The organism is Sinorhizobium numidicum, assembly GCF_029892045.1.
Lineage (GTDB): Bacteria > Pseudomonadota > Alphaproteobacteria > Rhizobiales > Rhizobiaceae > Sinorhizobium > Sinorhizobium numidicum.
Window position 1 is genome coordinate 2,249,485 of record NZ_CP120367.1, and the last position, 13,552, is coordinate 2,263,036.

Genomic DNA, 13,552 nt, shown 5'->3' on the forward strand with positions numbered 1-13,552 from the left:
TACAGCGTGTAGATCTCAGCGCCTGGGTCGTCCCGCCAAGTTATCGGTTCGGTGCCGCCTCTTTTTATGACAGTGGCTGCGGTTCGATTCCGTTCACATCAGGATTTTTGTCAATGGTTCATTCAGGTGGCATCGAGTTCTCCTTGGTAGTCGGATCCACGGTCTGAGCCCATAGCAATTACCGGCCCGTCCTCGGGCCTGTACAACCTCACATCCGGTCGCCGCTTTCAACGGCTGCACCATTATCCCGCTTTCGACGGGCACGGGCTCAGGAGAACGGGGCCAAACTCAAGGTCGGCGGTTAAAGCCAATGGGAATCCCGGTCCGTTCACCTGGATCCGTCAGGACTGATCAGGCCCTGAGGATAGCAATCTGCGTTCAATGGCTGCTTTTGTACTTCAGGCGGTTTTCATCACCGCTCCTTCGATTACGACGCCGGAGCTCACGTACTTCCAGAGGGCGACCAGCAACTTGCGAGCCAGAGCGACGATCATCGGTCTCTTAAGACGACCGCTGTTGCGTGCAATGCGCTCCTTGAACCAGAAGGTCAGCGCCGAGTTCGGTTGATGGCGCAGCCATAGCCAGGCGAGCTCAACCATCGTCGCTCGCAAGCGCGGATTCCCCGCCTTCGAGACACCCTGCTCACGATTGACGTTGCCACTTTGCCAAGGCGAAGGAGCAAGCCCTGCGTAGGCCGCGACTTGCCGCCGATTGTCGAAGTGTCTGAACAAGCCTTCTGAGTAAAGTATCGTCGCGAACTCGGGACCAATTCCCTTGATCCTTAACAGCGTGGCTGCTCTTGCCGGTGCGCTGGTGGACTCGCGGGACATCAACGCATCGCGTTCTGCTTCTACCGCTTTGATCTGTGTGAGCAGCAATTCGAGACGATCGAGCTCACGGCAGATCTCTGCTCTCAGGTGCTTCGACACTATCCGGCCATCTCCCGTTCGAAGCTCCTCCAGGCGCTGACGGCGATCGCGACGCAAAGGCTCGTAATCTCGTATTCCTTGGGAGAAGAGCAGCCCCTTTATGCGATTGACGTGAAAAACACGTTCCGCAATCAGGGTCTTCCGCTCTCGTCCGAGCCGGCGGTTGTCTTCCTCTTCGGGCGTGAGGAGTTTGACCATCGAGCAAGCACGAGGTTCACCGCGTTTCCAGGCCATCAAAGCACGTATTAATGTTTCGCCGTCTATGCGATCCGTCTTTGCGCGGCGATGTCGGCGCGGCATGGCAATGGATGCAGCCTCCACAATATGGCTCTCAATCCAGGTTTCCTTGCTAAGCACTCGCCCCAGCCAGAAGCCATCAAGCCCGGCCTCCTGGATCACCACCAGTGGATAAAGCTTGTCCACACGCCGCTGCGCTTTCTGGCGAAGGGTGGCGAAACACGAGAACAAGCCGGCGATGTCACCACCAGTTACAGCATGGCGAGACATTTTCTCGCTCCCCGGCGAGAGAGCGGTCACGAGCCATGTCGATTTGCTCAGTTCCAACGATACGAAAATTGCGCCAAGATCGACGGGGGTAGCGGTATGTGCTTGGGGTTGATCTGCTTTCACCGGCATGGTTGGCCTCCAGAGAGATTTCTAGCGACCTCACTCTGCCACGGTGCAGGCCGCTATCCATTCCTGATGGGATCTCAAGGCGACGGGTGCGCAGTCGACGGTCACATCGGCGATAGACCCACCGCCTCCCGCGGCTGCCCCCTTCCAAGGTTTCCAACGCGGGCCGGAACACACCCGGTGGCAACCGTCACCTCTCGGCGCGCATCCAAAAAACCTTCAGGCAGTCGCTCGCTGCGGCCACCGCGAACGGCCAAGATGCGCCGAAAAAGCGGTCATCTCGAACATGGTTGGCGATGACCAAAAGGGGCCGAAACCGGACCGTCCACTATCGGGAGGTGTCAGCAACAAGCGGCCATTCCGCTGACGCCGCATCTACCTCGTAGCGCAGGCATGCTGACCTCCTCCGAAGCAAACATACGGCGGCACGCCGCCCATGGCCGTACTTCGCTGAGGCTCCGTCCTTCGGGTCGACGGCGTGCCTGATCCGAGGCGGGAGTCTGGACCAGCGTTTGCGTGATGTTCCCAGCGCTTGATGCAAAAGTGGCGGGATATAAGGTCTACGCTGTGATGGATGCTTCGGGCGATGTGAGCGAAATGGCGAACCGGACGACACTGGCGCTTTGTCCAGGGCGGCGTCATCCCCGTGACGACCAATGCAGTGCTCTCGGAAATCCACCGCACCTGGAACCGCCCGGAAGCGGCCGAGATTGCTAAGCTTCAAGCGTGGCTAACGATGAGTGTGACATGCGCGAGTGGCGCGCAGCCTAGACCAAAGGATGGTAACAATTCCGCGCCGAACGGGCGACATGCGAGCGATCAGGCCGCGTAGGCCGCTTTGGCAAGGCCCATTCGCTTATCTAAGACACCCACTGTTTCACTGAGGCCTCGACATGGACAAGATCAAGGCTCCCGAGAAGATCGATTGCCATCGCCGCCGGGTTATTGGCGCAGCCGCAATCACATTCGCCGCCGCTGAGCTCGGCATGAAAGCGCCAGCGAAAGCGGCGTCCGGCGGAACCGACCAGTCAAAGGCGTCCGCGACGCAGCTGGCACCTTAATCATTCGGCCCGCTGAAGCAGATCGATGCCGGCGTTCTGAGCGTCAGTTTTGCCGAGCTAGGCCCCACCGATGGCGCGCCCGTTATCCTGCTGCACGGCTGGCCATTCACACTTACGTCGACGTCGCGCCGCTGCTGGCGTCGAAGGGCTACCGTAATCGTGCCCTACCTGCGCGGCCACGGTAAGACGCGCTTCCTCTCGCATGACGCGAAGCGCAACGGCCAGCAGTCGGCGCTCGCCGCGGACACGATCGCCCTGATGGATGCGCTGGAGACGGCTGCAACTGGGGCGCACGCACGGCCAACATCATCGCCGCGCTCTGGCCGGAACGCTGCAAGGCGATGGTCTCGGTGAGCGGCCATCTCATCGGCAACCAACAGCTCGGCAAGCTGCCGCTCCCACCGAAGGCAGAACTCCAGTGGTGGTACCAATATTACTTCGCCACCGACCGCGGCCGCGCCGGCTACGAGAAATACACGCGGGATTTCGCCAAGCTCATCTGGCAGCTCGCTTTCCCACAATGGAGCTTCGACCACGCCACCTTCGAGCGCAGCGCCGCTGCCTTCGACAATCCGGACCACGTCGAGATCGTGATCCACAACTACCGCTGGCGGCTCGGCCTCGCCGAAGGCGAGCGCCAATATGACGAGCTGGAGAAGCGGCTCGCACAGGCGCCAATCATCAGCGTACCCACAATTACGCTCGAAGGCGACGCCAATGGCGCTCCGCATCCGGACGCCAGCGCCTACGCCAAAATGTTCTCCGGCAAGTACCGGCACCGGGTGATCACCGGCGGCATCGGCCACAACCTGCCCCAGAAGGTCTGCAATGTGGCTCAATCGAGCAGTTCATCGCACCGCGCATGGCCTTTTCTGCACGCAGCATCACCGCATGTATCGCGCACACACCGGCCGTCGACTACCCGGTGTCTTTAGGCGCTCTCGCGAGCAGGCATCATGGCATCTTGGTCGCGCCGGCCTCGCGCATCGGCGCGGGCAATGTTTCCCATGCCCGGATCAGTTCGCCGATGGAAGCGGCCTCCATCTTGCGCATGACATTGCCGCGATGCAGCTTGACCGTCACTTCACTAATGCCGAGGTCGAAGGCGATCTGCTTGTTGAGGCGTCCGCACGCCAGTTCGTGCAGAACCTCGCGCTCGCGTGGCGTCAGCGTCTCAAGGCGTTCGACATTGCGCTTGACGATCACGGCTTCCGCCCGGCGCGCGGCATCCATCGCAATGCCCGCAATCACAGCGTCAAGCAGCGTTTGGTCCCGCACTGGCTTGGTGAGGAAATCCACAGCGCCGGCCTTCATCGCCTGGACAGTCATCGGAATGTCGCCATGCCCGGTCAGGAAGATGATTGGCTTGGAGTTGCCGCTTTGGGTCAGATGACGCTGCAGATCGAGACCGCTCGCTCCTGGCATTCATCGAGGTCTTCGCTTGCTCACGCTCCGCTCCCTCCTGCTCGGCGCGAGTGGGTGATCGGTATTTCCAATCGCTCCGCGATACGCACAAGATCGGCGAGCGACGCCGCTGCCATTTTCTGCATCACGTTCCTTCTATGAATTTGCAGCGTGACTTCGCCGATCCCCAGCTCGGCTGCGGCCTGCTTGTTGAGCAGACCACTCACCACCAGCGGCAGCACCTCGCGTTCGCGCGGCGTCAGGTCGAAATAGCGTTGCCTTAGCACGCCGAGTTCAGCGCGTTCTGCTCTCTTTTCCCGATCCTGGGCGATCGCCGCATGGGTTGCGGCCATGAGGTCCGCATCACTGAAAGGCTTGGTCAGGAAGTCCACGGCGCCGTGCTTGATCGCGCGCACCGAGGACGGAATGTCACCATGCCCTGTTATGAAAACGATCGGCGGATGATCGCCCGCGGCGATCTGACTCTGCAGATCGAGCCCGTTGATATCCGGCAATTCGACGTCGAGGATGAGGCAGGCAGGGACGTTCGGCTTGTCCGCGCTGACATAGTCGCCGGCCGATCCGAACGCGATGGCGCGCATGCCGTGGGAGGCCAGCAGTTCGCCGAGCGCCTCTCGAATGCGTTCATCGTCATCCACGATGAACACGATATGATCGTCCGTCGTCATGGCGATGCTTTCACTTCAACGGGTAATGTGAAGACGAAGGTCGCTCCATGCGGTTGGTTCTTCTCCGCCCACAGCCGTCCGCCGTGCGACTCGACAATCGAGCGGCAGATGGCGAGCCCCATGCCCATCCCGTGCTCTTTCGTCGAAAAGAACGGCTCGAAGATCTTGTCAGGAGATTCGACGCCCCGGCCGCGATCACTGATCTCGGTCTCGACCGCGTTCCCCATCCGCCGCGCGCGGATCCGAAGAACTCTGTCAGTCGTAATGGTGTCCATGGCCTCCATGCCGTTGCGAATAAGATTGACGAGAACCTGCTGGATCTGGACGCGATCGAGCGCGACAGGCGGAAGGTTGCTTTCGACATCAACATCCATACGGACGCGCCGCCGCGCCGCCTCCTCAGCCGTGAGGTCACGCGCCTCCGCGATGACACTGTCCAGTGTCGTGGCATGCCTCGTCTCGACCGACTGCTTGAACAAGGCGCGGATGCGGCTCACGACGGCGGCGGCGGCGTTTGCGTCACGAATGATGCGCTCCACCGTCTTTTGCGCGCGCTCGAGATTTGGCGGTTCAGCCGTGAGCCAGCGCTGGCAGGCGTGCGAGTTCGCCACGACGGCCGCTAACGGCTGGTTCACCTCGTGCGCTATAGAAGCCGAAAGCTCAGCAAGGCTCGCCGCCTGACTCGCACGCGCAAGGCTCTCTTGCGCCAGACGCAGCTCTTCTTGCGCCCGAACCTCACCGTCGATGTCCAGGCAGATGACGTTCCACTGCACGATGGCGCCTTCGGCGTTGCGCATCGCCGCGGCGCGCGTATTGACCCAGCGATATTCGCCATCGAAGCGCCGCAGACGGTGCTTCCGAGCATACGGCTCGCCGGTAGACAACGAATGGGCATATCTCTCTTTGACACCCGCCACGTCGTCGGGATGAACACCGGCATCGAGTGTGCCGGCCAGCCGGGACTTTCCGGTGCCGTCCAATTCTTCAAGCTCATACCCGAGGAATTCGCGAAGCTGCTGGCTGCGATAGACCGGCTCGCCATTCGGTGCGGCGCAATCGATCATTGCCGGCAGCGTTTCAACGAGCTCCCAGAGGAAGCGCTCCCGCTCTTGCAGCGCTTCCTGAGAAGTCACGAAATCATGGATATCGACGTTGGCGCCGAACCACCGGATGATGCGGCCGCTCTCGTCACGGAGTGGTTCAGCACGCCCCTCTGTCCAGCGGTATGAACCATCCGATCGGCGGTTGCGAAATTTCAACTCGAACGCTTCACCCGTGCTGAAGGAGTGGTTTAGGGCGCGCTGCAAAGGGATCCTGTCGTCAGGATGGACGATGGTCTGAATTGCTCCGGCTAATCCTTGCTGGGCATCAAAATCCTCCAGCTTCAGGCCGATATAGTCCATCATCGTTTTGTTGATGTATGCCGGTTCACCGCCAGGCGTGATGCACCAGATCTGCACCGGCACGGTGTCAATGAGTTGCTGAAGCTGCCGCTCGCTGCGTCGCAGCGCCTCCTCAACGCGCAGCTGATCGTCGATGTCATGCGAGAGGCCGTACCATTGGAGGATGCGCCCGCTCTCATCGCGCAGCGGCTCCGCACTGCCTTCCACCCAGCGGTAGACGCCATCCGCACGCCGCAGGCGATACGTCTTGGAGAAGCGTTCGCCGGTGACGAAAGAATGGTTGAGCGCTTCCCTAAGGCTGGCCGCATCATCGGGATGGACGGCGGCTTCTATGATGGCCGCCAGCCGGCTCATGCCCGGCTTGTCTGCATCTGCCATGTCCAGGCCGAGAAAATTTATCAGGCGCTGGTTGAAGAAGGTCGGCTCGCCCTCCGGACTCAACCGCCAGAGCAGGCTCGGAACCATATCCACGAGCTGCGACAGTTCCCGCTCCCGGTCGCGCAACGCCTCCACGCTTTGGCGCAATGTGAGCACCGCCAGCTGGTGCTGCCGGGATATGGCGGCCACGATGAGCGCCGAAAATGCCGAGACGGCCAGAAAAAGCTGCAGCATGACCTGCTTATGCTTCTGGGACTCAGGATCGCCGGCAAATTGGCTGGCGCCGGATATCGTGAATACTGCCGTGATCAGAGCGAGGAGGGTCAAGCTGACGGCGGCGCCTTTGAACTCAAAGCGCACTGCGGCCCAAAGAAGAGGCGGCATGATGATGTAGGCGAAGGGCAGGTAACCGCTCAAGGAAAGGGCAGCGACGCCAAGAAAGATCAGCCCCAGGACACAAGCTTCCATCCATTGCGCGGCCGAGAGCTGGGCCTTGCCGCGCCAGTTCTGCAACACGACCAGCGCCAGTGGCGCTACGATCAAGACTCCGGTGGCGTCTCCGATCCACCATAGAGGCCAGGCAGTTGTGAAGGATTGCGATTGTATGCCAAACCACGCAAGTGTCGCGCTTCCCACCGTAGCGCTTATGACTGGCGCAATTCCAGCGCCCAGTACGACGAATGCGAGAACTTCCGGCAAGGTTTCCAGCCGCACCGGCCGGCCGGAGATCCGGATCACCAGCCATGCGCCGGCCGCCGCTTCAAGAGCGTTGCCGGCATAGATCAGGACGGCGGCAGGCAACGGACTATGGAACCACAGGAAATTGCTAAACAGTTCCGCCAGAAGGCCCCCCAGCACCCACCACGGCCAGCTGTGCCGGGAAGCGAGGATAAGCGTAGCCATGAAAAGCCCGCCTGGAGGCCAAATGGAAATACCTGTTCCGGGTACGATTGCGAGCGACTGAGCGAATCCGCTGCCCAGAACATAGGCCGCAATAAAAAGTCCCAGATGCAAGGATTGGGGGCGGTGCGACCACACGCATGTCATTGGCTTCTCCTGCCGGACAAAGAAAGCCTGGGGGCTGTCAGCGCTTCGTATAGCACTTGTTCTCAATATCTGGGCTGGCGAACTCACAGGCCCACCCTAATCCCGCCATGGCCCAACCGCACCTCATGGAAATCCATGAGCTGAAGTGGATATCTGCGGATCTGATCGGCGGATTCACACCAAGAATGCGTAAGACAGTCGACGACACAGTGAACAAGGCGACAAGTTAACATCGATACACCCGAGCCGTGCATGAGCTCCCACGACAGCAAGTCGAGCTGCGGTAAAAGGCCAAGCCGCGACGGCAAATCTAACCCGACCACCGAATCTGGCGACCGAGCAGAGCGTCACGAACGAAGTAGTATTCTTATCAGTGAGATAGCTTACTATTGCGGCTGAGCACGCTCCAAAATGGACGTTTGATTTCGACCAGTGGCCGACCGGGACCACCGGCCTTGAGCCGGTCCCTAAGTAGAGCAACTAGATCTTTTTGAACCGCCGGGTCGGACAAGAAATAGCTATGACCCGCAAAGCCCGCTCTTCCCTTGTATTCGATAAAGTCGGCGATACCGGATAACTGCGAATTCTTCCAGAGCGCATTCGAGCCCGCCTCCTTGGAGCTGATGCTGGCGCTGGTTAATCGCCCGAGCCGCACTACGCTTCCGAACAGCCCGCTTGAAAGGGCAAGCGCCTGGTCATTGGGGGATGAATATACTGTCAGATGCAGCGAGCCTATGGGCGGCAAAAGGCCGTAGGGGGTTGCGTTTGCTCCGAAGGGCGCATCGGGATCAGACACGAATCCGAACAATCTTGCTGTGGCAACATCGAGATCGATGTCAGGAGCGAACAGCACGACATTGCTGATTTTGTAGCGCTCGGTAGGAGAAGACCGGGTGGTGTAGGCCTCCATTCCCAGTTGCTGAAGGGCGGATAATAGCACGTCTGCGCCGCGACTGTGCGCGATGAGGTGGAGACGTTTGATAGCTTCGGTTGCGGAAATGATACGAATAGCCTTCTTCACATCCGCTACTGCGAACTCGCCGGACTCACGGTCGATATTGTAACCGTAGAAAGCGCCGCCCGATCCGCCCGCTGGCCACGAGAGCGATACGCACACAAACTCTGCAGAAAGGGCATTGCATATCTTGCCGGTGGCTTTGGCGGCATCGTCGAAACTATTGTTATAGCCATGAACAAAAATGACCACTTCTTTGCGTTCCGCCATCGCAAGGCGCCGGGTCACCTCAGCCTGCAACCCCGCGGCTGCCCGCATATGGGCATCTACAGTTTCGGGTACCCGACGAGGCCCCTGAGGCGTGAGTTCAATCGGGTATGGCGACTGCGGAAATTCTCCGAGTTTGGTCGTGCGTGAAACCTGTAGCGACGCGTCAGGCTGCCCAGCCGACCCATCGTCAAAGCGCGACCGATCGCGAGCAAGCGTAACTGAACCGAAGCTCATTGAACGACCCCGAAACGAGCTGTAGGCGAGTTCGCCATTAGCCGAGGCGGCAGGCACCCGATCAGTGACGTAAAGTAGATCGAGGGAGTTATCCTGTTTAATGTGAGAAGCAGCAGTTTCTGTCCCAGCCGGCAATTCGCCGACTAGGCCTCTTCCACTTGAGCAGGCCGCAGGGACGAGAATGCATGGTAATAAGAAAAATAAAGTGGCGAACATCCGCAATCGCAGATTGGATGCGTCAAAGCTCATAGGCATTATTTCCTTCAGTTCGTCTCCAGAACTTGGGCCCGCCTTCGTCATTGGTTGAGTCGCTGAGGGTGTTGGGCACCATGCCGATGCGCCGTTCTAGTAGCAGTTCTCGATTCAATGTGCCTGCCGAGCCTCATGAATGACCCGCCGCACGTCGTCCGCGAGGATGTTATCGCGCCTCATCACGAGCTGGACGATGGGGTCGGCCAGCATCTCTTCGAGTGTTAATTCGGGGCTCGTGGTGCCCATGATATGGTCCCCTGGCCGGTTCGGGCTCGCGCGGCGGCGTTCGGCCAGCAGGTCTCGACGTCGATGTGCCTCCCTAGCATCATAAATGACCCGCCGCACGTCATCCGCGACGACGTTATCGCGCCTCATCACAAGCTGGATGATGGGGTCGGCCAGCATCTCTTCGAGTGTTAGTTCGAGGCTCGTGGGGGGCATGATGTATTCCCCTGACAGGCTCGGGCTCGCCGGCGGCTCCGATCGTAACCCGCCGAAGCATTCAAGGGACGGTCGCCGAAACAGGTCCGCTAGTCCATCCCCCGGTGCATGGCCGTTGATGATATTATCTGGGGCCGTCGAACTTGGTGCTCGACAGCGCTTGCGCCCTGCGAGCGGTCAGAAGCTGCATGGTGGCGATCGTCGAGGGCTGGAGGGCAGACTGGTTGTAACCACCCAGTTAATTCCTCAAATCTATTCGAACCGGCAAGAACGGCGCAGCGGTTTCGACTGCTGCGCCACAAAGACATTATGCCTGATGGAGCACATCGAGCTGTTAAGCAGGATGTGTAGCCCTGAAACCTACCTGAAGCCGATTCCAAAGATTGATCGCACCGATTGCAAGAGACAACCAAGACCGTTCTTCTGCCGTAAATGCAGCCTCAACCAGCCCCCAATCATCGTCGGGGGCACCAGTTTGCGCGAGGTTGGTTAGCGCCTCAGTCCAGGCAAGAGCAGCGCGCTCACGCGACGAGTAAAGCGTTGCCTCGCGCCACCCGGTCAACAAATAGAGGCGCATGGGATCTTCCCCGTCTTTCAAAGCTTCTGTGGTGTGTAAATGAATGCAGAACACACACGAATTGATCTGTGAGGCGCGCAGCTTGACAAGGTGCAGCAGCTTTGGCTCTAGCGGACCATTTTTAAGAGCGCTCTCCAGCGCGAAGACGTGTTTAAAGCCCGGTTCAGCAAGTTTGAAGTAATTATTTTGACGAGGTTGCATGGTTCTTTCCTTTTCGTCGGTCAGAATCGAGGGTGTGAGGGCTGGGCATTGTGTGCAACTGCAAGCTCGGAGTATCGAATTTGGCAAGCAGGCATGGGGATGATTACGCTCCGGTTTTCCTCGTGTTGGCCTTGATCACTCCAGCGGGATAACGGCCGGCGTATCCTTCTTCTTGAGCAGTACTACTATGAATTTGGCGGAATTCGTCTTGCTCGCATTGCGGCTAATGAGGTGAATGTCGGAGGGGTTCTCGTAGTAGGTTTCTCCTGCAGCAACGGTGACTTCTTCGCCGCCCTTAACCTGCATCACGATCGCGCCCTCCAGGACGTACACGAATGCGTTGGCATCGTGGCGGTGGATAGGCGAGGAGCCGCCTGGCTGATATTCTACCGACAGCATGAGCCCTTCCTTGCCCGGATAGTCTGGCAGATCCTTGGTCATCAATGGTGTGACCTTTGCGCCGTCTTCAGCTGCAACTGACAAGGTGCCAAAGCCGACCGTGGCCGACAAGAGCACCATGAGGGGGATAGACTTCATATCGGTCTCCTTTGTAGTTGATTGGGATATGGCATTCGGGAGAAGTGGATCGGGAGTTCATGGTCTCGTGTGTGGCACGCGCATGCTCCTCTTGAACGCCATGGCATCAGGGCGGCAGAGGAGCTGCGGGCGCTTCCGGTGCAATCCGGACGCAGGTGACCGCGACCGGCAATCATTCTGCTCAGCACACGCCCATCGGATCCCAACGCTCAGCCCCCACGGGTTTTGCAAGCCTATCTTTGGGGAGGCGGCGGACGTTAACCAGCCACCAGCCGAACGTAGTCGCGCCGTATCGTGCTTCGCCATCAGGCAGCAGCGATGGATTGTTCAATCGAACACCGAAATAGGGTGCCTCAGAATCGGTAACCACCTTGCGTGGATCGCGATCGGCATCGAGTACTTTAGCTATCACTTCGTCTAAGCGGAGAATCTCCGGACCAGCTACTTCTAGTGTGCCATTGACGGGAGCGCCAAGGGCCGCACACGCAACTGCTGCAGCGACATCCTGGGCCGCCATCGGTTGAAATGGCGCATGCGACAGACGAACGGTATCTCCACTCGTGCCGGATTGGGCAATGCCGCGGATAAACTCAAAGAACTGGGTCGCTCTGACTAGAGTGTAGGGAATTGCTGAAGCCTTGATTTTACTCTCCTGAGCAAGCTTTGCCCGGAAATAGCCGGAGTCCTGGAGCCTTTGAGTGCCCACTACGGACAGTGCGACGTGGTGCTTAACGCCGGCATTCGCCTCGGCCGCACTTATATTTTCACCCGCAGTCTTGAAGAAGGCCATTGCGGCATCGCTCTCAAATGACGGGGAGTTCGAGACGTCTACTACGACCTCGGCTCCCTCGAGCGCCTCCGACAAACCTTTACCGGAGATAGTATCAACGCCCGTAGCCGGCGTTGCCGCGAGAGCCTGATGACCATTCTGCTGCAGAATGTTGACGACTTTCGTGCCTATTAGGCCTGTTCCGCCAATCACTACGATCTTCATGACTACACCTCTTATTTAACGCGGCGCGTGACGCTCCCAAAGACCTCTCTGTTGCGCCTACGGATCCGGTCCGCGCGGTGGTCTGCATGAAAGATGACGCAATGGGCAGTGTCGTCGCTATCGTTCGAACCGATGTTTGCTGTCGACAAAGGCGTAATTCGCCCTAGACCTTCCGCCAGCCCGCCCTAGCGACCAAGCTAGCCGATCCGGGATACGGGTCTGTGAGCTACTCGTTCTCGAGCATTCTTCCGCAGAGGGTCTTGGCATCAGTGTGCTGATGCTGATTGCAGAGTGCAGGTTTCTCTAATCGTGACGACGGTGAAGCCGCTTATTGTGGACAGCATGCCCGGACAGGGATGGTCCGCCGATCTGAATGGAAAAGCTCCGCTATACTAGCCCGCTTCCGACCCACGTCGACCTTCAATCGGTCGCCTTGAAAGGATTCGAACTGCAGATCCTGGAGTCTAGAATCGCAGCAATGCCATTCATGCAAAGGGGGAAACGCAGCCAAAAACCCGCCAACGAGCTTATCTGCTATTTAACGGCGGCGTCGGTGAAGCCTTCGAGTTCCGCCCCGATTGACGATAGAGCGTCTCCAATACTTAGCTTGGCCGCTGCCTTCTTTTTTCCGGAAGCAGGCTAAGGCCCTTCTGGATCGCGGCGCGCCAGCTCTGACCTCTGCCCCAAGCTTCGGCAAAGACCTCTGCGAGTTCCTCTTGTCGGCGTGTGGCTTCCAGTGCCTCGATCAGGAGGCTGGCCTGATACACGTCCTTCTCCCGTTTCGCGATGCCGTTTACATCCCACTGCCTGCGGGAGGCGACGATCAGTTTGTGCACTGCATAGCGCTCCGGCGATGGCACGATCACAGGAACACCCGAGCGATGCAGCATGACAGTCCGGACGGGCTCATGGATTAAAAAATCGAGAAAACGCAATGGCTGTGCCGACGCCCCGCCAAGAGCGGGCATGGGGCTGGCATGATCGGCATAATCATCGGAACCCCGATTGGGTGTGAGGAATTCGACCCGGTATCGGGCGGCATTCTCGAACTGCGTGATCCTGTGCGGGTCTGATCGGTGTGGTATCGCCCTGAAAGTAGCGTCAACACTCTTCAGAATGTCGATGACGGGCGGCAGGCTGTCCTCGATAGTCGAGGACAGCGAATAATGCTGAGCGAAATCGGCGTCTCCGGTATGGACATCGACGATGTGGTCCCCGCCTGGTTAGCGCGGCCATCAGTTCGGGGAACCCCACCTAAATCACAGGGTTGCAGACGCGACTCACCTCCTCCGCCTTGAATGGCAATTTTTGCGGCAAGACCGCCGCCGTTGCGCAAGGTAGTGAGCACCGATCGCCGTCGCGAGTTGTTGGGCGATGGAAAGCCCAAGGCCGGTCTCACCGGTATCGCGGTTGCGGGATTGCTCCTACCGGTAGAAGGGCCTCAGGACCGCTTCCACTGGCTTTCCGGAATACCGGGGCCGCGATCGGGCACCTTGATGAGCACGGTCTCATCGGCGAGGCGCTGCATCGGCGATCTGCCGGTCATA

At 59.2% G+C, this 13,552-nt stretch carries 10 protein-coding genes and 4 pseudogenes; 3 read left to right on the top strand and 11 right to left on the bottom strand.

Going from position 1 to position 13,552, the window contains the following annotated elements; all coding sequences use genetic code 11:
- Positions 1-398: 398 nt before the first annotated feature.
- A complete protein-coding gene (locus PYH37_RS10695; protein WP_280731386.1) occupies positions 399-1,565 on the bottom strand; it encodes an IS110 family RNA-guided transposase in 1,167 nt (388 codons plus the stop codon).
- Between the two features lie 516 nt (positions 1,566-2,081).
- Here PYH37_RS10695 and PYH37_RS10700 point away from each other — a divergent pair.
- From PYH37_RS10700 to PYH37_RS10705, 3 genes and pseudogenes are all read left to right on the top strand, one after another.
- Positions 2,082-2,279: a cysteine hydrolase family protein gene (locus PYH37_RS10700; RefSeq protein ID WP_280731387.1), complete on the top strand. Its 198-nt coding sequence runs from the start codon at positions 2,082-2,084 to the stop codon at positions 2,277-2,279.
- Between the two features lie 176 nt (positions 2,280-2,455).
- Positions 2,456-2,623, top strand: coding sequence for a hypothetical protein (locus PYH37_RS32410; RefSeq protein WP_425336056.1), 168 nt, complete (start codon positions 2,456-2,458; stop codon positions 2,621-2,623).
- Positions 2,624-3,444 (top strand): annotated as a pseudogene (locus PYH37_RS10705) (alpha/beta fold hydrolase); the annotation flags it as partial. It lies immediately after the preceding gene.
- Positions 3,445-3,577: 133 nt separating this feature from the next.
- Here the strand turns inward: PYH37_RS10705 and PYH37_RS10710 are convergent.
- The 10 genes and pseudogenes from PYH37_RS10710 to PYH37_RS10755 form a co-directional block, all read right to left on the bottom strand.
- A pseudogene (locus PYH37_RS10710) lies at positions 3,578-4,048 on the bottom strand (response regulator transcription factor); the annotation flags it as partial.
- A gap of 20 nt (positions 4,049-4,068) precedes the next feature.
- Positions 4,069-4,716, bottom strand: a complete 648-nt coding sequence (locus tag PYH37_RS10715) for a response regulator transcription factor (protein WP_280731388.1) — start codon at positions 4,714-4,716, stop codon at positions 4,069-4,071.
- Complete coding sequence (locus PYH37_RS10720; protein WP_280731389.1) at positions 4,713-7,544, bottom strand: MASE1 domain-containing protein; 2,832 nt, start codon at positions 7,542-7,544, stop codon at positions 4,713-4,715. Before PYH37_RS10720 ends, PYH37_RS10715 begins: the two co-directional genes overlap by 4 nt.
- A gap of 370 nt (positions 7,545-7,914) precedes the next feature.
- A complete protein-coding gene (locus PYH37_RS10725) occupies positions 7,915-9,252 on the bottom strand; it encodes an alpha/beta hydrolase (RefSeq protein ID WP_280731390.1) in 1,338 nt (445 codons plus the stop codon).
- 114 nt (positions 9,253-9,366) lie between these two features.
- Entirely contained in the window at positions 9,367-9,696 is a 330-nt protein-coding gene (locus tag PYH37_RS10730; protein ID WP_280731391.1) for a hypothetical protein, read from the bottom strand.
- 334 nt (positions 9,697-10,030) lie between these two features.
- On the bottom strand, positions 10,031-10,474 hold the full coding sequence (locus tag PYH37_RS10735) for a carboxymuconolactone decarboxylase family protein (protein WP_280731392.1): 444 nt from the start codon (positions 10,472-10,474) through the stop codon (positions 10,031-10,033).
- 135 nt (positions 10,475-10,609) lie between these two features.
- The gene (locus tag PYH37_RS10740) at positions 10,610-11,011 is read right to left on the bottom strand and encodes a cupin domain-containing protein (RefSeq protein WP_014764426.1); all 402 of its coding nucleotides are present in this window, start codon (positions 11,009-11,011) and stop codon (positions 10,610-10,612) included.
- A gap of 181 nt (positions 11,012-11,192) precedes the next feature.
- Entirely contained in the window at positions 11,193-12,005 is an 813-nt protein-coding gene (locus PYH37_RS10745) for an SDR family oxidoreductase (protein WP_280731393.1), read from the bottom strand.
- 602 nt (positions 12,006-12,607) lie between these two features.
- Positions 12,608-13,198: pseudogene (locus PYH37_RS10750) on the bottom strand (GSU2403 family nucleotidyltransferase fold protein); the annotation flags it as partial.
- 101 nt (positions 13,199-13,299) lie between these two features.
- A pseudogene (locus tag PYH37_RS10755) lies at positions 13,300-13,533 on the bottom strand (ATP-binding protein); the annotation flags it as partial.
- Positions 13,534-13,552 lie beyond the last annotated feature (19 nt).